Source organism: Actinosynnema sp. NPDC050801, from assembly GCF_040673975.1.
Lineage (GTDB): Bacteria > Actinomycetota > Actinomycetes > Mycobacteriales > Pseudonocardiaceae > Actinosynnema.
Genome location: NZ_JBFAQZ010000013.1, coordinates 196,983 through 217,984, shown reverse-complemented (window position 1 = coordinate 217,984; position 21,002 = coordinate 196,983). Strand labels below are relative to the sequence as shown.

Here is a 21,002-nt window from a genome sequence, read left to right as displayed (position 1 = left end):
GCTTCGACTGTGCACGGTAGAGGGCGACCGTGGTGGACGCAATAAGCCGGCGGACGCGTGATGTTCACGTGTCCGCCGGCCCGGACCCGCCCGTGGGGGTGCACGGGCGGGTCCGCGCCCGCGATCAGGCGGTGAGCAGGGTCAGGCCGTAGGTGGACAGGATCTCGTTGACCGGCTGGAACCAGGTCCGGCCGCCGGACGAGCAGTTGCCGTACCCGCCGGAGGTGACGCCCTGGGCCTGGTCGCCGGTGATGAACGAGCCGCCGGAGTCGCCGCCCTCGGCGCACACGCTGGTGCCCGCCATCTGGTGCACGTCACCCTGCGCGTAGTGGATGGTCTCGTTGCGGGACTGGATGACGCCGCAGTGCCAGCGGGTCGTGGAGCCGGAGCGGCAGACCGACGTGCCGACCGGCGCCTCCCACGAGCCGCGCACCAGCGCGTCGGGCACCGTGCCCCAGCCGAGCACGACGGGCACGTTCCACCAACCGCCACCGGTGCGGACCCACGCGTGGTCGTTGCCGGGGAACGAGGACCCGCCGAACTGGCCCTGCCAGGACCGGTCCCAGCCGTACACCTGCGCGCCGGCCCGGCCGCAGTGCCCGGCCGTGACGTACCCGCCGTGCACGGAGAAGCCGATGGAGCAGCGGACGTTGCCGGTGTAGTACGGGTCGCCGCCGACGGTGCCCGCGGCGAACGGCACGGGCGCGGTGACGCCCTCGGTGTTCACCTCGATCGGGCCGAACCGCCGTGCCTGCGCCAGGAACCGCGCGACCTCTGCGGTCTGCACGGCGGGTTGGACGTCGACCACCACCGCGCCGGTGCGCGGGTCCGGGTGCCAACTGGTCACCGCGGCGGGCACCTCCCCCGCCGCCGACAGCGCGTCCAGCCGGTCCTTGACCCGGTCGAGTGCCGCGGCGGTCCGCTCGACCGGCCGCGCCTCGACGCCGGTCGCCCGGACCCGTTCGGCCGCGCCGGCGTCGGTCACGCCGACCACGAGCACGCCCTTGTCCTGGTCGAACCAGATGCCGCCGAAGGACGACCCGGCGGCGGCGCGCGCGGACGGCGCCCGCTCGGTCGCCTCGGCCTCCTGGGCGATCCTGGTCAGCGCCTGCCCTTCGGTCAGCCCGAACGCGGCCCGCATCGCGGACACCAGCCCCGGCGACAGCCGTTCCGCCGCCGGCCCGGCGTGGGCGGCGGGTGCGGTCACCAGGCCGATCACCAGCGCGGCGACCGTCCCGACCTTTGTCAACGTTGTCATACGCACGCAGTCCTCCTTGTCCGCAGGGGGCGCGGGGCCGGTGCAGGCCCACCACGCGCCGGCGCAAGTCGTTGAGAGCGCTCTCACACTGGTACAGACCATGCCAACGTCGTCCCGTGCCGTCAATCCCCCGGTTCTCCCGGTCGGTCGCCGGTGATCGGCGCAAATCCACCCGGGACGGTGCGACCGCCGCATACCCTTACCGGGCTCGAATCCGAACGCAGGCACCAATCAAAAGGGGGGGAAGGACTCATGCACCAGCACCGAAGACTCGGCGTCGCCCTGACGGCGGCCGTGGCGGCCACCGCGGTCCTGACCGGCACCGCGCAAGCCACCACCACGAGGACCGACCTGGGCGTGCTGCCCAGTGCGACCGAGGCCTCCGCCACCGCGGTGGGCCACACCGGCGTGATGGTCGGCTGGTCCGGCGGCGACGGCTGGCGGCACGCGGTGAGGTGGGGCGCGCGTGGCGGCATCACCGACCTGGGCACGCTGCCCGGCGGGCGGTACAGCACCGCGAACGGGATCAACGGCACCGGGGTGATCTCGGGCCACTCGGAGGCGGCAGGCGGGGGAACCCGCGCGGTGCGGTTCAACCTCGACGGCACCCGCACCGACCTCGGCCTGGTGCCCGGCTACAGCGACAGCTTCGGCCTGGGCATCGACGACGCGAACGTGGTCGCCGGCGAGGGGTGGGACCGGCTCGGCGCCGGCCGCCGCGCCGTGAAGTGGGATGCCGACGGCGTGCTGACCGCGTACGCACTGCCGCCGGGGTACGCCAACAGCCTGTTGGGCGGTGTCGCGCCCAACGGCGTCGCGGCCGGCAGCGTGTTCGGCAGCGGTCTGCCCGAACGGGCCGTGCGGTGGAACCGGGACGGCACCGTCACCGTGCTGCCCACGCTGCCCAGCGGTGGCGATGCGAGGGCGAACGCGGTGAACCGGTACGGCCAGTCGGTCGGCTACGCGTTCAACAGGTACGGCACCCAACGCGCCGTGCGGTGGAGCCGCGACGGCTTGTCGATCTACGACCTCGGCGCCGCGACCCCGCACAACAGCGGCGCGCGGGCCATCAACGACGACGGCGTGGCGGTCGGCGTGGCGCAGGACACCACCGGCGGGTACAGGCCGGTGCGCTGGAGCACGAGCGGCGCCGTTCTCGACCTCGGGCTGCCCGCGAACAGCCCCACCGGGGACGCGTGGTCCATCAACCGGGCGGGCGTGATCGTCGGTACGTCCGGGGGCTGGGGTGGCCCGGGCCGCGCCGTCCGGTGGGTCATCAGCTGATCCCGGCGGGTGCCGTCCGCACGACGCGGACGGCACCCGGTGCGTCAGGAGTTGCGCAGGAACCGGTCCAGCACGCGGACGCCGAACTGGAGCGCGTCGACCGGCACCCGCTCGTCTCCGGTGCCGCGGGTGCGGGCTCGGGCGGCGGGCGCGACCAGTCCGCTCAACGCCACCGCGGTGACCAAGCCGGTGATCGAGCGCTCTGACATCGCACTGGTCAGGCCATGCCAAGAGCCGCTGCCGTGGTCGATCCGCAGCGCGGCAGAGGTCAGCAGTCCGGCGTGCCCCACGGACCGGGTGTTCCCGGTTCGGCCGGGACGCTGATCTCGTACACGCAGCTCGGTGCCTCGGCCAGGTCGTGGATGTCGGAGATGGTCAGGATCGCCAGCGGGCGGGTGAGGCCGGTCCGCGACCGCCCGAAGTCGATCCGGCCGGTGGCGCCCTGGAACTTGTCCGGCTCGCGCAGCTCCTGGGCGATCGCGGCCCGGTGGACGGGGTGGCGCGGACCGGTCGAGGGGGCCGACGAGTCCGGGTTCGCGACCCTGGCCCGCGTCTGGTTCTCCCGCACCGCGTCCACGAACAGGCCGGCCGCGTCGTAGGCCAGCCCGATCCGCTCGCCCGGCCACGGCATGTGGTCGTCGGACTCGGCGAGCAGCCGGGCGAAGTCCGCAGCCCGACCGGGGCCGGTGATCCGACCCCGAAGCCTGTGGTGGCCCGCGCAGAACGCGACCAGGGAACGTGCGGCGGGATCGGAGGGGCCCGGAGCGGCGGGCTGGCCCTTGGCGACGCAGTCGGGACCGGACAACACGACGCGGGAACCCATCGACACGAACGAGACCGCGATGCCCTTGAACTCGTTCTTCAGCCGCAGGTCGCTCTGCGCGATGAACCGGGACGTGGTGTCGTCACCGATGACCTCCGGCCGGTCGTTCTGGCACTGGTCCACCACCTCGGCGAGGAACGGCGCGAACTCCTCCTCGCGGCCCGCGTAGAAGGCGATGTGCTGCCTGCCGCAGACGATCTCGACCTCGCCGACCTGCCGCTGCCAGGACCGGGAGGCGGTCTCGTCCGCGCCCAGCGCCTTGAGCAGCCCGGACACCAGGCTGTCGAGGTAGTTGTCGGTCAGCGGCGGGTGGTAGACGGTGACCTGCTTGCCGACGCGGCGGGCGTGCTCGGCTACCAGTGCGGCCTGTACCGGGTTGCCCGGCACGAGCTGGAAGTACAGCGGGGACCGGCTGGCCAGCACTTCGCCGGTCAGCGTGGTGGCCACCACTGGCGTGCCGAGGTCGCCCAGCGCGCCGATGGCGCTCTCCGTGGCGTCCACGGTCAACTCCATGCCGATCACGCCCATGATCGTGGGATCGGCGGCGAGCAGGGGTTCGAGCAGGTCGTCCACGACGGTGCGGGCGGCGACCATCCGGTCGCCGCCATTGGCCACGTAGACCCGCAGCAGCGGTTCGGTGGTGCTCGGCTTGTTCTGGGCCTCCTGCCGGATCAGCAGCCCTTCCAGCTCCTCGGAGGTGGACGCGTCCGCGCCGGGGTCCGACACCGGGTAGGTCAGGTCGGCGAAGTAGATCACGCTCACCAACGTCCGGTCGGGGTCCTCGTCGGACAGCCGTTCAGCCGTGGCGTTGGACTCGAACACCGCGAGCTGTGCCGCCCGCAGCCTCGGGTCCAGGCCGAAGACCTGCGCCACGTCGTCGCTGTAGCCCACGCAGGACCGGGTGGCTTCGACCCAGCGGACCGCGACACCGGGCGCGCGGTCGGGCAGGCAGTCGTTCTCCGCGCGCACCCAGATCCACGGAGTCCCGGGCACCAACACCGCGGCCAGCAAGGCGATCACCACGCCGACGACGACCGGTCTCCGGGCCGGCAACGGGGGTTGGCGCGGTTGGACGTCACCCAGGTCCACCCACGCCGACTCGTCGGCCTGGGTGGGTGGGCCGTCTTCCGCCCGCGAGGGCAGCCGGACGAACACGAACCGCGCGTCGGGGCGCAACGACTGCCGGTGCACGGGCAGCCCGGCCGACCAGGCGTCGAGTTCGGCCTTGATCCGGCCGACCGGTTCGACCGGCCGTCCGGGCTGGAGGTCCGCGGGCTTCTCCGCCGCGGTGGCGAGCACCAGCAGGGGGTCGTGCTCGGTCGACTCGTTGCGGACGTCGTTGATGAGCCGCAGGAGCTCCCAGCCGCCGTTGTCCTCGGTGAGACCCGACAGCAGCACCACGGTGTACGCCGTGCGCTGCCACCGGCGCAGTCGCAGGCGACGTGGCCGGTAGGCCAGCCGGAGGTCCTGGAGGAAGGCGTGCACGAGCAGCTTCTTGACGTGCTCGGGATTCTCTTGGGCCCGCCTGCCCGCGGTGAGGCGTTCGGCGAACCCGGTGAACGTGGTGGAATGCCCTGGCAGCATGAACGGCTGGCGCATCAACCAGCGGGGTTCCCGGCCGACCAGCGGCACCCGGTGCACCCACAACCAGAACCTCAGCGGACGGTGCCAGACCGTGAGCAGCGTCATCACGAGCCTGGTGAGCAGGGACGGCCCGGCGAGCTGCTGCACCGCCGCCTGCTGCTCCAGGTCGACGCGGCTGTCCGCCGCGGCGTACCAGTCACGCAGTTCCCGCACGATCGCGTGGGCGTCGTGCGGGCCCACGGGAGGGTCGAGGCGCCGACCGGTGAGCCAGTCGACCAGCCGGTAGTGGCGGAACGACCTCAACCTGTCGCGGGCGAACCGGTCGGCCGTCAACTCGCTGTGCAGCACGTCGAGCAGCGGCAGCAGCGGCGCCTCGCGCACGACCGTCGACCACCGCTTCGTGGCGACCGATTCGGCGTCCTCGGCCTTCGCGTGGGCGTGCGGCACCTTCCGCTTGCGCCGGGCGTCGGTCTTGCGGAGGCGGGCGTCCAACGCCTCCGGCACGTCGTTCCCACCGGGATCGCCGACGACGCACAGCAGCGGGAGCGGCCGGTCGCCGCGAAGCCCGTCCCGGCCCCGGCGCAGGCCCCACCGCGGGCGGTCCACCAGGTCCCGGACGACCGACAGCAGCACGTGGACGCCACGAAAGAAGGGGTCGTTCACCCTCTACCTCTTCCTGTCGGACCGATCCGAGCAGTATCGAGGCGATGTTTGTGGCGAACTCACGAATGGCGGGACCTGCATTCGAACGGACCAATTGACCGGCCGCACTGCCACGATTAATGCGGACGAAAGCGCTACCGGATGCCGTCCGCTCGACGCGGACGGCACCCGGTGCGTCAGGAGTTGCGCAGGAACCGGTCCAGCACGCGGACGCCGAACTGGAGCGCGTCGACCGGTACCCGCTCGTCCACGCCGTGGAACAGGCCGGAGAAGTCCAGGTCGGCGGGCAGCTTCAACGGGGCGAAGCCGAAGTTGCGGATGCCCAGCTGCTGGAACGACTTGGCGTCCGTGCCGCCGGACAGCATGTACGGCAGCACCCTGGCGCCGGGGTCCTCGGCGGTGATCGAGGCCGTCATCGCGTCGACCAGCGCGCCGTCGAACGTCGTCTCGACCGGCGGCAGGCCCAGCCACTCGCGCTCCACGTCCGGGCCGAGCAGCTCGGCCAGCTCGCGGTCGAACGCCTCCTCGCGGCCCGGCAGGATGCGGCAGTCCACGGTGGCCTCGGCGAACGACGGGATGACGTTGGCCTTGTACCCGGCCGACAGCATGGTCGGGTTGGCGGTGTCGCGCAGCGTCGCCCCGATCATCCGCGACAGCGCGCCGAGCTTGCCGACCGAGCCTTCGAGGTCGTCCTCGGGGAACTCCAGCCCGGTGATCTCCGAGACCCCGGCCAGGAACTCGCGCACGGACGGCGAGAGCACGAGCGGGAACCGGTGTTGCCCCAGCTTGGTGACCGCGGCCGCGAGCTTGGCCACCGCGTTGTCGTTGTGGATCATCGAGCCGTGGCCGGCGGTGCCGCGGACGCGCAGCCTGAGCCACCGGATGCCCTTCTCGGCGGTCTCCACCAGGTAGGCGCGGACGTCGTCCTTGAGCGTGATGGAGAACCCGCCGACCTCGCTGATCGCCTCGGTGACGCCCTCGAACAGCTCGGGCCGGTTGTCGACCAGCCACTTGGCGCCGAACAGGCCGCCCGCCTCCTCGTCGGCCAGGAACGCGAACACGATGTCGCGCGGCGGCACCACGCCGTCCCGCTTGAACCGGCGCGCGACGGCGAGCGTCATCGCGACCATGTCCTTCATGTCCACCGCGCCGCGGCCCCACACGTACCCGTCCTGGACCGCGCCGGAGAACGGGTGCACGGACCACTCGGAGGCGTCGGCGGGCACCACGTCCAGGTGGCCGTGCACCAGCAGCGCGCCCCGTGACGGGTCGGCGCCCGCCAGGCGGGCGACCACGTTGCCGCGGCCCTTGGCGCCGGACTCGACGTAGGTGGTCTCGTAGCCGACCTCGGCCAGCTTCTCCGCGACCCACTCGGCCGCCGCGCGTTCCCCGACGAGCGTGGCCGCGTCCCCCGTGTTGGTCGTGTCGATCCTGATCAACTCGCTGGTCAGCGACACGACCTCGTCCTGCGCGAGCCGCAGCCCGTCCCCGACATCCAAGTTACTCACCCGGTCTTCCTACCATCGTTCACCCGGCGTCGTGGCGACGTGTGCGCCGCGCCGGGCGGGAAGAGGGCCGTCGGGCGCGTTCGCGGTCCGGTGTGGACGGCGTCGTCACCCGGCGTCCGGGTGCCCCGACGCCCGCACGAGGGCCAACGGGCAGGGCGCGTGGTGCAGCACTGCGTGGCTGACCGAGCCGAGCAGCGCGCGCCGCAGCGCCCCGTGCCCGTGCGTGCCCACGACCAGCAGCGCGGCGCCCTCGGCCTGCTCGACCAGGGCTTGGGCGGGCCGGGCGAGCGACACCGCCCGTTCCGCCCGCACGCCGGGGTGCCGGGCGAGCGGACCGGCGAGGCACTTGGCGACCAGGGCGTCCGCGGAGGTCCGGAGCTGGTCGACGTCCAGGCCGAGCCCCAGCCCCTGTCCCCAGGCACCGCCCGGCGCCATCGCGTCCACCGGCAACCCGGTGGTGGCGTGCACGCCGACGAGCACTCCCCCGTGCCTGGACACGTGGTCCACCGCGAAGTCGATCGCGCGGTCGCCCGGCTCGGAACCGTCCACTCCGACCACCACCCGCCCGTCGTCGACGCCCGCGTCGCGGACCACCACGACCGGCGCGGTGGAGTGCTGCGCGAGGTCTACCGCGACGGAACCGGCGAACACCCTGGCCAGGCCCGTCGCGCCGGACGAGCCCACGACCAGGGCCACCGCCTCCCGCCCGACCTCGGCCAGCACGGCGGCCGGGTGTCCCTCGAACACCCGGGTGTCCACCTCGACCCCCGGCGCGAGCTCCTCGCACTGCGCGGCGAGCTCGGCGAGGTGGTCGGCGGTGTACGCGCGGACCGCCTCCTCACCGACCAGCTGGGGCAGCGGCATCGACACCGGCGTCACCACCACCTCGGGGAACGGCCCGCGCAGGACGTTCACGACCAGCAGGCGCACCCCTCGGCCCGCCGCCTCGCGCGCCGCCCAGTGCGCGGCCTGCCGCGACCGCTCGGAGCCGTCGAACCCGACGACCACCGCGCCGCGCCCGATCGCGCTGTCCGCGCGTCCCGGGGTGTCCGGGCCGGCCATCGCCCACCTCCGCTCTCGGCGTGCACCCGACGTCACGGGGGTATCCGGAGAAGTCGAGGGTGACACGCGAACGGCGGCTTTCCGATACCGCACCGCGCCGTACCGGATCGGCCGGTGAAACGGCGACCGCCGGGCGGCGCACTCGCGGCCGAATTCGCGAGCGGCAGGCGACGACGCGAATGTGAATTCAATTCGGTCCGGGCGCGGGAGCACCCGCGGACCACGAGGTCCCGAGGCCCTGCGCACCCCTCAACGTGTGCCGCCGTGGCGGAGGCGACGGCACAACCGCAGGGCCTGGTGACGGCCGGCGTCGTCACCCGGGATCTCGCTGTACCGCGCAGCCAGCCCTTCCGTTCCACTCCTGAGATGCCGTGGCATCTCGCCCCCAACACCAGTGGAACCGCCGCGATCAGGCTACTGGGGGGCCACCATGGAATCAACTGCGGTTGCGGAGTAGCTTTGGCCTGCCACCCGCAGTGGAAGTGCTTGCGGGATGAAGCAGTCGTGCGTACGAGGGGTGACCATGACCGCGGGCGGCTCGCGTCTATTCGCCGACATTCTCGATGAGCTGTGCCTGTGTCCCGGCGACCGGCCGCGCTACACGAATGTGGAACTGGCCGAGCGGATTCGCCTCGACGGTGGCGAGATCACGCACACCTACATCTCGCAGTTGCGCCGGGGCGACAAGGACAACCCCACGTGCCGCACGATCGAGGGCCTGGCCACCGCGTTGGGCGTGCACCCGGCGTGCTTCGTCGGCGGTCGCGCGCGGCTGCGCGACGGCGAACGCCCGGGGTGGCGGCGCGGCGCGGTGAAGCACCTGTTCGACACCGTGTACCCGGCCAACCGGGGCCCGTTCTCGCCGGAGGAGGTCGCCGCCCGGATCAGCTACGGCCCGTACGGGACCATCTCGGCCAACTACGTCCGCGAGCTCGTGGCCGGCACCAGCGACAACCCCAGGCTCAAGCACATCCTCGGGCTGGCCGAGGCGTTCGGCGCCGCGCCCGCGTACTTCTTCGACGACGAGCTGGCCGCCCGGGTCGACGAGCAGTTGGAGACCAGGCTGGCGATGGACAGGCTCGGCGTGAACACCGTCATCCTGCGCACCGCCGAGCAACCTCCGCCACCGGGCGTGCGCAACAAGATCCTGCTCGCGCTGGTGCGCGCGCTGCACCCCGGCGTCCCGGCCGAGGACGCCATCAGGCGCGCGCTCGAACCGGACGGTCCGGCGGTGGCGGCCGATGACGAGCGCCGATGACGGGACACGCTGACGACCCGGCCGTGACGGGCGCCGGACACGCCCGGGTGGTGACCGGATGAAGGCCAGGGACCTGCGCGAGCTCAGCGACGGGTTGATCCGCGAACTCGACCTCGACGACTCCGCGACCACCCAGGCGGTGTGCGCGCGGTTGTGCGAGGTGATGGCCCGGCGGCTCCAGCGGGAGATCATCCTGCGGTTCGACGACCTCGGCGCGGGCGGCACGAGCGGGCTGTGGGCGGTCACCGAGGACGAGGTGCACGTCGTCATCGTCACCACGGCCCGCAGCTGGGTGCACCGGCTGCTCATCCTGCTGCACGAGATCGCGCACATGCTGTGCGGCCACCGGCCGCCGCGGCTCGACGCCGAGGAGGGTCGCCGGCTGCTCTACCCGGACCTGTCGCCGTCGATGCTGCGGATCCTGGCGGGCCGGACCGACATGTCCCGCAAGGAGGAGCGCGAGGCCGACCGCGTGGCCGGCGTGCTGACGCGGGCGTTGATCGAGTGGGCGGGCCGGCAGCACCCCGAGCCGTCGCCGCCCGACGGCGACGACCTGGCGACGCGGGCCTGGTACTCGTTCGGGTACTCACCCGAGCGGGGCGCCCGTGGCTGACGTCCAGTACCTGCTGAGCGCGTGCGGCGTGCTGGCTTTGCTGGCGCACAAGTACCGGGCGTTCCGGCAGGCACCGCCCGAGCGCAGGCCCGCGGTGCTGCCCATCTGCCTGGCGTGCGTGACGGCCGCGCCCGCGTTCCTGCTCCTGGCGCCGGTGGTCGGGGTGACCTTCGACCGGCTCACCGGCGTGCCCAACCTGTCGGTGCTGCTGGTGTACGGCTTCGGCGTGGCGTTCGTCGCCGCCAACCAGGCCATGCTGCTGTACTGGCGGCACCCGCCCGCGCGGGCCTGGCAGGCGACCCGGCGGGTGCTGGTCGCCTCCGCACTGGTGCTGTCCACGATGGTGGTGCTGTTCGCCCTGGGCGCGCCCGCCGAGGAGCACCACGGCGACTTCCCGGCCGCGTTCGCGCGGACCCCGCACCTCGCCGAACTGCTGGTGCTCTACCACGTCACGTACCTGGTCGGGCTGCTCAACGTGGTCCGCCTGTGCTGGCTGTGGGCCGACGAGACGCCGGAGGACCGGCCGTGGCTGCGGCGCGGGCTGCGCCTCAACGCCGTCGGCGTGCTGATCGGGTCGGCCTACGCGGCCATCGTGCTCGTCGCCGTCATCGGCAGCTGGTTCGGCGCGGAGCTGGACGCCTGGAGCATCGCGGCGCCCGGGTCGCTCACCCTCGCCGTGCCGGTGGTCGTCGTCGGCGCGAGCATCGCCGCGTGGGGTCCGCGCCTGTCGCACTGGCGCGATCGGCTCACCCGGGCCCGGGACGCGCTCGGGGACCACGTGCGGCTGCGTCCGCTGTGGCGTGAGCTGCGGGCGGTCGACCCGGCCATGCGGCATGTGCCCGCGACGCTGCGGGAGCGCTTCGACCCGGAGCACCGGTTGTTCTGGCGGGTCATCGAGATCAACGACTGGTTGCACCGGCTGCGGCCGGGACACGACCCGGCCGTCGCGGACGCGGTCGGACGGCGTGCCGCACCACTGCGCCTCACCGAGGCGGAGCTCTCGGCGGTGGCCGAGGCCGCGCGGATCAAGGCCGCGCTGGTGGCCCGGGCACGCGGGGTGGCGCCCGGCGACGACGGACCCGCCGACCAGGACGGTCCCCTCCAGGCCAGGCACGCGTTCGCCAGTGAACGCACCCGGCTCGTGCTGGTGGCCGACGCGTTCACCGGCCCGGTGGTGGCCGCGGCCCTGTCCGACGCCGGTCGCACCACCGGGACCGCGGTCCGTCGGTGATCAGGAAAAGGAGACCCCGTGCCGAGCACGCACGCACTGGTCCTGGGCGGCAGCCTGGCGGGGATGCTCGCCGCGTCCGCCCTCTCCGCGCACGTGGACCGCGTCACGGTGGTCGACCGGGACCGCTTCGGCGGTGACGGCGACCGCAAGGGCGTGCCCCACGCCCGGCACGCGCACGTGCTGATGGCGGGCGGCAGCCGTGCCCTGGACGAGTTGCTGCCCGGCCTGACCGCGAGCCTGCTCGACGCGGGCGCGCAACACCTGGGGCTGCCGAACCGGTTGCTGGTCTACACCCAGTCCGGCTGGCTGCCCCGAGTGGACGAGATGCAGTTCGTGATCGGGTGCGGCCGGGCGCTGCTCGACCGGGTGGTGCGGCAACGGGTACTGGCCACCGGCCAGGTCGACGTGGTCGAGGCCACCGACGTGGTCGGCCTGCTCGGCGACCGCACCAGGATCACCGGGGTGCGGCTGCGCGACCGGGACACCGGGGTGCGGCGCGAGGTCCACGCCGACTTCGTGGTCGACGCGACCGGTCGCGGGTCGAAAGCCGACCTCTGGCTCACCGAGCTCGGCCTGCCGCCGGTGCGCGAGGAACGCGTCGACTCCGGCATGGTCTACGCCACGTGCGTGTACCGGGTGCCCGCCGACGCGGGCGAGGACTACCCGGGCATCAGCATCCAGGGCGACCCGCGGTCCTCGCCGTTCGGCCAGGGCGGTGCGCTGGTGCCGATCGAGGGCCGCCGGTGGATCCTCAGCCTCGGCGGCACGCGCGGCGGCGAACCGGACGTGAGCCCGGAGGGGTTCCTCGCCTTCGCCCGCGGTCTGCGCCACCCCGCCATCGCCGACCTCATCGGCGCGGCCGAACCGCTCACCCGGCCGTTCGGGTTCCACGGCACCGTCAACCGCCGTCGCCGCTTCGAACGCCTCTCCCCCTGGCCGGGCGGGTTCGTCGTGATCGGGGACGCCGCCTGCGCCTTCAACCCGGTGTACGGGCACGGGATGACCGTCGCGGCACGGCAGGCGGTGGCGCTGCGGGACGGCCTGGCACGGCACGGGCTCGACGGCCGTGCGGCCAAGCGCCTGCAACGGGAGTTCGCGCGGCTCATGGACGACGCGTGGGACATGGCCGTCGCCCAGGACCTCCGCTACCCCGGCACCACCGGGGCGACGCGCGGCCGGCTCGCCCGCCTGCAGGAGCGGTACCTCGACCGGCTCGTCCTGACGGCCACCGGCCGACTGTCCGTCACCCGGGCCCAGATCGACGCCTACACCCTGTCCACGCCACTGCGGAATCTCCTGCTGTCACCACGTGTCGTGTTCGACGCCCTGCGCGGACCGGGCCGGCCACCGTCGACCGACGCGCCGTTCACCGAGGCCGAGTCCCGGCTGGCGACCCGCCTCCGGGGTCCGCGCTGACGACCTCCCCCGGCGGTGCGCCACGTCGCTAGGATCCCTTGGCGAGCCTGCAAAACGTGTGGCCCGCTCTCGTTTTCCTCGGCGGAGGGATGGACGTGGCGCAGACGCTCAAGGCGGTCGAGGTCGCCGGTCCCCACCGGTGGCGCTGGGTGCTCAGCGCCGAGTCCGGGCCGGTGCTGGCCGATCACCAGGTCGACCTCGACGTCGACACCGCCGAGTACGAGGCGTTCTGCGACCTGGTCGGGCACCTCGACCGGCACCGGCTGCCGCACGACCCGGTCGGGTCCGAGACGGCGGCCGTCGACCGGGTCGCCGAGTGGATCAGCGAGTGCGTGTTCGGCCCGGCACTGCTGTCCCGGTTATCCGGATCGGTGCGGGTCGTCGTGCCCCGCGGCGCGGAATTCCTGTTGTCCCGACCGCTTGAACTGGCGCGGGTCGACGGTGTCGCGTTGGCGCGCAAGCAGATCAGCCTGATCTACGAACCCGCCGACCTCGACCCGCCCGTCGACAAGGACGACGTGGTCGGCAGCGTCCGCGTGCTGGCGTTGTTCTCCGTGCCCGCGCGCTCGTCGGTGCTCGCGCTGCGGCGGGAGCGCTACGAACTGGCCCGGACGGTGCGGACGATCGCGGCCGAGTCGCGCAAGGCGATCGAGCTGCGGGTGCTGCAGTACGGCGTGACGCGGGAACGCCTGGCCGAGGCCGTCGAGGAGTACCCCGGGTGGGACGTGCTGCACGTGTCCGGGCACGGCGGGGTCGGCGCGCTGGTGCTGGAGCAGGCCGACGGCGAACCCGACGTGATCTCCACCGAGGAGCTCGTCGAGCTGCTCGCGCCCGCGCGCCACCGGTTGAAGCTGGCCGTGCTGTCGGCGTGCCGGTCCGGCGCGGCGGAGGCGGCGACCACGCTGCACGCGTTGGGGCTGGACGACCTGGCCGGGCAGGTCGCGCCGGACGACGGCGGTGCGGCCGCCCAAGTGGACCTGGCCCGGGTTCTCGTGCGGGAACTGGGCATCACCGCGTTGGCGATGCGCTACCCGGTCACGGACGGGTTCGCCATCGCGCTGGCCGGTGAGCTGTACCCGAGGCTGTTCGGCGCGGGTCAGCCGGTCGACCGCGCGGTCGCGCTCGCGCTGCCCAAGGCGGTGGGCGAACGGCCGTCCGCCGCCGTGCCCGCCGCGTCCATCGGCACGCCGATGCTCATCGGCGCGGGCACGATGGGCCTGCGGGTGGCACCGCCGCCGGGACGCGCGGTGCTCGACCCCTACGCGGAGCGGATGGCGTGGTTCCCGCCCGAACCCGAGCGCTTTGTGGGCCGCACCAAGGCGTTGGCGGAGGCGAGCACCGCGTTGGCGCCGGCGAGCGGCCGCACGGGCGTGCTGTTCGTCGGCGTGGTCGGCGCGGGCAAGTCCGCGTGCGCGTTGGAACTGGCGCACCAGCACCGCGGCCGGTTCGGCGCGTTGGCGTGGTGGCGGGCGCCGGACCAGCCGGACGAGTTCGGCCAGGCGCTGGTCGGCCTGGCCACCGCGCTGGAGACCCAGCTGGACCTCCCGGTGCTCGACGCGGTCGGCAGCGAGGCGGAGCTGCGCCGGTTCCTGCCCCGGCTGGCCGCGGTGCTGCGCGAGGAGGCCGTCCTCCTGGTGCTGGACAACGTCGGCACGTTGCTGTCGGACGACGCCACGTGGCGCGATCCGTTGTGGGGCCTGCTCATCGACGGCCTGCTCGGCCACGGCGGCCTGTCGCGGGTCGTGCTGACCAGCCGGGTGGTGCCCGCCGACCTCGACCAGGGCCGCGTGGTGGTGTTGTCGACGCACGCGTTGTCGATCGCCGAGTCGGTGCTGCTGGCCCGCGAGCTGCCGCACCTGGGCGCGCTGCTGCGCGACGAGCCCACCGCCGAGCGCGCCGCCGACCAGTCCGCCGACGACCTCGGGCTGGTCCGCCGCGTGCTCGACATGGCGCAGGGACACCCGAAGCTGCTCGAACTGGCCGACCTCGCGGCGGCCGAACCGGACCGGCTCGCCGACGCGTTGGCCGCCGCCGAGGCGGCCGGTCGCGACGCGCCGGTCACCGCGTTCTTCACCACCGGGGCCAGCGCGCTCGACGGCGGCCAGTTCATCCGGCTGCTGTCCGCGTGGACCGGGTCGGCGCTGGCCTCGTTGCCCGCGCCCGCCCGCGTGCTGGTGGAACTGCTGGCGCACCTGGAGGAGGACGAGCGGCGGCCGTGGGTCGTCCGGGAGGTGTGGCGGCTGGTCTGGCGGGACCTGCGCGGCGGGGACGCGCCGCCGCTGGCGTCGGCGCTGGAGCCGCTGGTGGCCGCGGTGATGGTGGAGGTCGAGGGCGACGACGCGGCGGAGCAGGTGTTCCGGCTGCACCCCGGCGTGGGCGAGGCGATCCGGGCGGGCACCGATCCGGCGTTCGGCGCGCTGGTCGACGACAAGGCGGTCGAGTGCCTGGCGGCGGTGTACGGGCACGCGCACACCGAGGAGCGGGAGGGCCGGTCCGGTGAGGCGATCGTGTGGGCCGGTCTGGCCGCGACGCCGTACCTGCTGCGCACTAGGAGGCGCGCGCAGGCGGTCGACGTGCTGGCCTCCGCGACCGACCGCGACCCGGCACCGGAGACCACCAACCGGGCGATGAGCTACCTGCGCCGGATGATCGCCCGCGACCAGGACGCTGTCGAGCACCCCGACGTGACCGCCCTGTACGTCAAGCTGTTGTCCCGCAGCGATCCGCGAGCGGCGGCCGGGATGTTCACCGACCTGGTGCGGGTCGGCGTGGACACCGGGCGGTTCGACATCGCGTCGGTGGCCGCGTCGGAGTGCGTGGAGATCCTCATCGACCGCGGCGACCTCGAAGGCGCGCTCGACCTGGCGCGCGCGTTGCCGACGTTCAGCGACCTGGCCGGGTACGGGCCGTGGACGCGGGTCGCCGACGCCTGCGCGGAGCTGTCCGTGCTGACCAGGATGGGACAGCACCACGAGGCGGCGTCACGGGCCGTCGAACTGGTCGACGTGGTGGACGGGCTGGACGACGACGGCGACGAGCCCGAACGCGTCACGCCGGTCAGCGCCCGCGGCGTGGTCCTCAGCACCGCGTTGGAAGCCGTCACGCACTTCGGCGACTGGGACGTGGCGTTGCGGCTGTGCGAACGGATCGACGCGCTGCACGTGCGGCGCGGTGCGACCGACCACGAGCGGGCCCGGTCGCGGCTCGACACGGCCGTGGTGTTGCTGGCGCTCGACCGCGTCACCGAGGCCGAGGACGTGCTGCGGCACAGCCAGGCCGTGTTCGAGGACGCCGACGACACCGAGCTGCTCGGCGAGGTGTTCCGGCTGCGGGCCAAGGTGCGCGACGCGCTCGGCCGACCCGACGACGCGCTCACCATGGCGCAGGCCGCGTTGCGGTACTCCTACGCCAACCCCGGCCCGGCCGTGCTGGCCCAGGGGCACGACCTGGTGGCCACCTGCCTGGCCGCCACCGGAGGGCACGCGCGGGTGTGCGCGGCGCACCGGGCGGCGGCTGCCGTGCTGCGCGCCGCCACGTCCCACGCCGCCCGCGGCACCACCGTCGTGCAGCTGTCCGACCTGCTGGAGCACGGCCCCGACCTGTTCCCCCGCACGCTGGACGAGATGGTGGACACCGTCGAGCGGATGCCGGGCGTGCGGCTGGGTGTCGTGCTCGGCGTCCTGGTCCCGGACGACGACGAGCGGACCGAGCTGTTCGACGAGGTCGTCTCGGTGCCCCGGGAGAACCTGCGGATCGGCAGGGAGGCCGTGGTCGACCACCGCGAGCAGCGCGACCTGCTCCAGGCGGCCATCCGGCAGGCCGAGGACGGCGAGCTCGACCCGGACCTGGTCGGTGAGCTGGACGAGGCGAGCCTGGAGATCTTCACCGCGGTCCGCGCCCTGCGCCACCGCGAGGACCGGCGGCGTTCCCGGGCCACGCAGCCGCCCGGCGAGCCGCGGCTGTTCGGCGCGCAGGTCGTGCCCGCCATGGGCGACCACCGCGGCGGCATCCACTTCACCGACTTCGTGGAGCTGGATGGGCGGCCGGTCGCCGTCACCGCGGACGAAGAGGGCTTGCGGACGTGGGATCTGCGCACGCACCGGCAGCTCGCCGAGCCGCTCACCCGCCCCGGCCACCGGCTGTGGGCGGCGACGGTGACCGTCCTCGCCGGGCGGCCGGTCGCGGTGACCAGCCACGGGCCCGGGCTCGACCTCTGGGACCTGACCACGGGTGAGCACCTGGTCGAGGTCGTGGCGCCGTACCGGTGGCGGGTCGGTGCCGCGATCTCCGCCGTGGCGTGCACGGTGTGGAACGGGCGGGCGTTGGCCGTGACCGGGTCCCACGACTCCACCGTGCGCCTGTGGGACCTGGACCGCCGCGAGCAGGTCGGCGCGCCGCTCACCGGCCACGAGGCGGTCGTCCGCGCGATCGCGTTCGGCGTCGTGGACGGGCGCCTGGTCGCGGTGAGCGGCAGCGAGGACACCACGGTCCGGGTCTGGGACGTGGCCCGGCACGAGCAGGTCGGCGTGCTGCTGGGCCACGACGACCACGTGGAGGCGGTCACCGCGGGAGAGCTGGACGGCACGCCCATCGCGATCAGCGGCAGCCGCGACGACACCATGCAGGTGTGGGACCTTCGGGCGCACCGCGAGCTGGGCGACTACTTCGACGGCCACGAGGACCCGGTGGACGCGGTCGCGTTCGGCGTGCTGCACGGCAGGCCGGTCGCGATCAGCGGTGGCGACGACGAGGCGGTCCGGCTGTGGGACCTGCGTACCCGTGAGCAGGTCGGCCCGGCGCTGACCGAGGGCCGGGTCGCCATGGGCATCACCGCGGTGGCGCTGGGCGAGCTGGACGGCCACCCGACCGTGCTGGCGGGTGACCGCGACGGCGTGCTGCGAGTGTGGAACCTCGACGTGCACCGGGAGATGGGCCTCGACGTGCCCGCCAGGTTCGCCGCCGAGTTGCCGTCCGAGTGGACCGACCCGGAGACGGGCGAGACCTACGACCTGACCGAACCGATCGTCGACGACGAGGGCTCGCCGTGGGTGCAGGTCGACTTCGACGGCTTCGAGCCGATCCTGGCCGAGCCTCGCAGCGTGGGCGTCACGCTCAACCTCCGCGACGTCGACGGCCGGTACGGCCTGGACAACATCGTCACCCCACGACGTCAACCACCGTCCGAAGTGGACTGAACCACGGCCGCCTCCGCAGCGCCGATCCGCTCGAAGATCGCCAGGGCCCGCCGGAAGCAGTCGGCGGCGGTGTCGGGGTCGGACAACGCCGTGGCGCAGTGGCCGAGGCCGTCCAACGCCCGGGCCTGTTCGATCGGCACGCGGATCTCGCGGGCGATGTCCAACGCGAGGGTGTGCCGGTCGCGTGCCTCGTGCGGCGCGGACGTGGCGAGCAGGAGGACGCCCTGCTGGTTCAGGGTCTCGGCCACGCCCGCGCGGTGGCCGATCGCCCGGTAGACGTCCAGGGCCTGCTGGTGCGCCCGGGCGGCGGCCGGGAGGTCGCCCGCGACGCGGTAGGCCGCGCCCAGTCCGTTCAGGCCGACGGCCTGGCCGAGCCGGTCCCCCAGCGCGGCGCTGGCGCGCACGGCGGACAGGTGGATCTCGATCGCCTTGCCGGGGTCGCCGGTCAGCCGCCACAGCGAGCCGAGGTTGTTCAGGGAGAACACCTCGTTGAAGGTGTCGCCCAGCTCGCGGAAGTCGGCGGCGGCCCGGGACAGCAGGTCCAGCGCGGCGGTGTGGTCGCCGGTGGCCCGCCGCACCAGACCGAGTTCGGCGAGCGCGTCGGCCTGGCCGTGGCGGTGGCCCAGCGCTTCGTAGAGCTCCAGCGCCCTGGTGTGCGCCTCGGCCGCGGCGGCGAGTTCACCCTGCGACTGCCGCACGATGCCGAGTTGGTTCAACGCCAAGGCCTCGTCCGCGCGGCTGCCCAGGACGCGGGCCAGTTCCAGCGCCTGCGCGTGCGATTCGGCCGCGCCCGCGTAGTCGTCCAGTTGACGTCGTGCGATACCCAGGCCGATCAGGGCGACGACCTGTCCCGGCAGGTGGCCGAGCTCGCGCTGGAGCCGCAGGCCCTCCCCCAGCGTGTCGATCGCCGCGCGGTAGTCGCCGGCCCGCTGCCGGAAGTAACCCAGGTGGACCAGCCCGGTCGCGGTGCGGGCATCGTCGCCGAGCCGCCGGGCCGCCCGGACCGCGATCTCCTGGACCTGCACCGCCTTGTCCCACGGCCCGACCGTGTCCAGGATCGCGATCATCGCCCCCGCCAGGTCCACCACGTGGCGGTGCTCGGCCCGGTTCGCCGGGTCGAGCAGGCAGGCGATCAGGTTCGAGTGCTCGGCCCGGATCCACGTCCACGCCTCGGCCGTGGTGCTCAAGTGCGAGTCGCCGGCGCCGAGCGGCCGGGGAGGCGGGATCCGGTGGGGCGTCGACCCGCCGTCGTCGCTGATCAGGTCGTCGGCGTCGGCGGCGGTGCGGTGGTAGTAGGTGAGGAGACGGTCCAGGGCCCGGCGGTTCTCGGCCTCGCCGTCGTCGCGGCCCAGGGCGCGCGAGTGCTCGCGGACCAGGTCGTGCATCCGGTAGCGGTCCCGGGACGGCTCCTCGACCAGGTGGTCGTCGTACAGGGCGCGCAGCAGCGCGCGGGCGTCGAACAGCGTGATGTCGGCCAGCGCGGCGGCGCTGTGCGCGTCCAGGTCGACACCGGGATGCAGGCCGAGGCGGCGGAACAGCAGGCGGCCGTCGTCGGAGAGGTTGCGGTAGGACAGGTCGAGCGCGGTGGCCACGGCGACGTTCTCGGCGCGGGTCTCGCCGAGCCGGTCGCGCGCCGTGCGCACGTCGTCCACCAGGTCCTCGACCGTCCACGACGGGTGGTGCCGCAACCGGCCCGCGAGCAGCGAGATCGCCAGCGGCAGGTGGCCCGCCAACCGCACCAGTTCCCCCACCGACGCCGCCGCGTCACCACCCGCGGCGACGTCACCGACGTCTGCGACGTCCTGGCGGCCGGACAGGCGGGCGAACAGCGCGGCGCCGTCGTGCGGCGGGAGGGTGCCCAGGGTCAACGTCGCGGCGTTGTCCAGCGAGGTCAACCGGCGGCGGCTGGTGATCAGCGCCAGGCACCCGCCGGTGGGCGGCAGCAGGTGCTCGACCTGTTCCGCGCTCGCCGCGTCGTCCAGGACGAGCAGCACGCGCCTGCCGGACAGGTGGTCGCGCCACAGCGCCGCCCGGTCGTCCAGGTTGGTCGGCACGTGCTTGGCGTCGAACCCGACGCCGCTGAGCAGCGACGCGAGCGCCTCCGACGGATCACGCGGCTCGCGGCCGTCGGTGTGCGCGTGCAGGGGCAGGAACAGCCGGCCGTCGGGGAAGAGGTCGGCCATCCGGTGGGCCGCGTGGACCGCGAGCGCGGTCTTGCCGACACCGGCCATGCCGTCGAGCGCGAGCACCGCGGGCTGGTCCCGATCCCGCGCCGCGGCCAGCAGCCACGCCACCTCGTCCGTGCGGCCGGTGAACGCGGTGGTGTCCCGCGGGAGCGTCCGCCGCACGCCCGGCCGTGCGTCCGACTTCGGGTCGGTCGACTTCTGCTCGTCCGGCTTCGGCTCGTCCGGCGGTGGTGCCGTCCTCGGTGGCGGGGCGGCCGTGACGGGACGCGGGTCGTCGGGCAGGGTGATCCAACCGACCGCCGAGGTTTCCTTGAGCTCCACGCCCACCGGTTCGAAGGACCCCGCGCCCACGGCGCTGTGCCGCACCACCTCGTCGTGGAACCAGGACGACACGATCACCGCGAGCACACCGGACGAGCCGGCCAGTGCGGACCTCGGCGGGGCCGAGTCCAGCAGCCGGAACGCGAGGTTGATCGCCGCCGCCGTCACCCCGTGGTCGTCGTAGCGGATCTCGCCCGCGTGCAACGCCATCCGCAGCCGGATCCGCTCCTCCGGCGCGTGGGCGGCGTTGTGCTCGCGCAGCGCGCGGACCAGCTCCTCCGGCAGCCGTTCGACGAAACGGGCCTTGGGCACGTCCGGTGGTGCGAGGACGAACACGCCGTCACCCCGGTCCTCGCGATCGCACCGCCGCCACGGGATCCCGGCCTTGCCGAACGCGCGCCGCAGGGCCCGGGACACGCCCGCTCGCACGGCCACCTGGTTGCGATCGGTCCGGTCGGGGTCGCCGAACATCTCGACGTCGACGACCAGGATCGTCCGGTGGACAGCGGATTCGATGCGCACCATCCACGCCACCTCGCCCGACGGGATCGGAGCAGTGTGCCTGCCGCGTCATCCGAAGATACCCGAACGCCTTGCGAG

At 73.7% G+C, this 21,002-nt stretch carries 12 protein-coding genes; 6 read left to right on the top strand and 6 right to left on the bottom strand.

Annotated elements, in window-relative coordinates; genetic code table 11:
* Positions 1 to 124: 124 nt before the first annotated feature.
* Positions 125 to 1,258: a S1 family peptidase gene (locus AB0K14_RS27140; RefSeq protein WP_360464884.1), complete on the bottom strand. Its 1,134-nt coding sequence runs from the start codon at positions 1,256 to 1,258 to the stop codon at positions 125 to 127.
* A 252-nt stretch (positions 1,259 to 1,510) separates the two neighbouring features.
* Here AB0K14_RS27140 and AB0K14_RS27135 point away from each other — a divergent pair, with 252 nt between their 5' ends.
* A complete protein-coding gene (locus tag AB0K14_RS27135) occupies positions 1,511 to 2,542 on the top strand; it encodes a hypothetical protein (RefSeq protein WP_360464881.1) in 1,032 nt (343 codons plus the stop codon).
* A 44-nt stretch (positions 2,543 to 2,586) separates the two neighbouring features.
* On the opposite strand, the gene AB0K14_RS27130 is transcribed toward AB0K14_RS27135, so the two are convergent.
* The 4 genes from AB0K14_RS27130 to AB0K14_RS27115 form a co-directional block, all read right to left on the bottom strand.
* Positions 2,587 to 2,832 (bottom strand): hypothetical protein, encoded by a 246-nt coding sequence (locus AB0K14_RS27130; RefSeq protein WP_364339073.1) that lies wholly within the window; start codon positions 2,830 to 2,832, stop codon positions 2,587 to 2,589.
* Positions 2,811 to 5,612 (bottom strand): hypothetical protein, encoded by a 2,802-nt coding sequence (locus AB0K14_RS27125; protein WP_360460170.1) that lies wholly within the window; start codon positions 5,610 to 5,612, stop codon positions 2,811 to 2,813. Before AB0K14_RS27125 ends, AB0K14_RS27130 begins: the two co-directional genes overlap by 22 nt.
* Before the next feature lie 176 nt (positions 5,613 to 5,788).
* The gene (locus AB0K14_RS27120; protein ID WP_360460260.1) at positions 5,789 to 7,111 is read right to left on the bottom strand and encodes a M20/M25/M40 family metallo-hydrolase; all 1,323 of its coding nucleotides are present in this window, start codon (positions 7,109 to 7,111) and stop codon (positions 5,789 to 5,791) included.
* A gap of 114 nt (positions 7,112 to 7,225) precedes the next feature.
* Positions 7,226 to 8,182 (bottom strand): universal stress protein, encoded by a 957-nt coding sequence (locus AB0K14_RS27115; RefSeq protein WP_360460172.1) that lies wholly within the window; start codon positions 8,180 to 8,182, stop codon positions 7,226 to 7,228.
* A gap of 523 nt (positions 8,183 to 8,705) precedes the next feature.
* Here AB0K14_RS27115 and AB0K14_RS27110 point away from each other — a divergent pair.
* The 5 genes from AB0K14_RS27110 to AB0K14_RS27090 all read left to right on the top strand — a co-directional run bounded on the left by AB0K14_RS27110 (position 8,706) and on the right by AB0K14_RS27090 (position 17,895).
* Positions 8,706 to 9,440, top strand: coding sequence for a hypothetical protein (locus tag AB0K14_RS27110; protein WP_360460174.1), 735 nt, complete (start codon positions 8,706 to 8,708; stop codon positions 9,438 to 9,440).
* 58 nt (positions 9,441 to 9,498) lie between these two features.
* Entirely contained in the window at positions 9,499 to 10,053 is a 555-nt protein-coding gene (locus AB0K14_RS27105; RefSeq protein ID WP_360460176.1) for a hypothetical protein, read from the top strand.
* Positions 10,046 to 11,284: an MAB_1171c family putative transporter gene (locus tag AB0K14_RS27100; protein ID WP_360460178.1), complete on the top strand. Its 1,239-nt coding sequence runs from the start codon at positions 10,046 to 10,048 to the stop codon at positions 11,282 to 11,284. Before AB0K14_RS27105 ends, AB0K14_RS27100 begins: the two co-directional genes overlap by 8 nt.
* Before the next feature lie 18 nt (positions 11,285 to 11,302).
* The gene (locus AB0K14_RS27095; protein ID WP_360460179.1) at positions 11,303 to 12,700 is read left to right on the top strand and encodes an FAD-dependent monooxygenase; all 1,398 of its coding nucleotides are present in this window, start codon (positions 11,303 to 11,305) and stop codon (positions 12,698 to 12,700) included.
* Positions 12,701 to 12,789: 89 nt separating this feature from the next.
* Positions 12,790 to 17,895, top strand: a complete 5,106-nt coding sequence (locus tag AB0K14_RS27090; protein ID WP_364339068.1) for a CHAT domain-containing protein — start codon at positions 12,790 to 12,792, stop codon at positions 17,893 to 17,895.
* On the opposite strand, the gene AB0K14_RS27085 is transcribed toward AB0K14_RS27090, so the two are convergent.
* The gene (locus AB0K14_RS27085) at positions 17,871 to 20,927 is read right to left on the bottom strand and encodes a tetratricopeptide repeat protein (RefSeq protein WP_360460183.1); all 3,057 of its coding nucleotides are present in this window, start codon (positions 20,925 to 20,927) and stop codon (positions 17,871 to 17,873) included. The genes AB0K14_RS27090 and AB0K14_RS27085 overlap by 25 nt on opposite strands.
* Between the last annotated feature and the right edge of the window lie 75 nt (positions 20,928 to 21,002).

Bases quoted from the DNA above. Each gene is read 5' to 3' on its own strand.
- AB0K14_RS27140 (WP_360464884.1), bottom strand. From the start codon at position 1,258: ATGACAACGTTGACAAAGGTCGGGACGGTCGCCGCGCTGGTGATCGGC.
- AB0K14_RS27115 (WP_360460172.1), bottom strand. From the start codon at position 8,182: ATGGCCGGCCCGGACACCCCGGGACGCGCGGACAGCGCGATCGGGCGC.
- AB0K14_RS27085 (WP_360460183.1), bottom strand. From the start codon at position 20,927: ATGGTGCGCATCGAATCCGCTGTCCACCGGACGATCCTGGTCGTCGAC.
- AB0K14_RS27110 (WP_360460174.1), top strand. From the start codon at position 8,706: ATGACCGCGGGCGGCTCGCGTCTATTCGCCGACATTCTCGATGAGCTG.
- AB0K14_RS27105 (WP_360460176.1), top strand. From the start codon at position 9,499: ATGAAGGCCAGGGACCTGCGCGAGCTCAGCGACGGGTTGATCCGCGAA.
- AB0K14_RS27090 (WP_364339068.1), top strand. From the start codon at position 12,790: ATGGACGTGGCGCAGACGCTCAAGGCGGTCGAGGTCGCCGGTCCCCAC.
- AB0K14_RS27135 (WP_360464881.1), top strand. From the start codon at position 1,511: ATGCACCAGCACCGAAGACTCGGCGTCGCCCTGACGGCGGCCGTGGCG.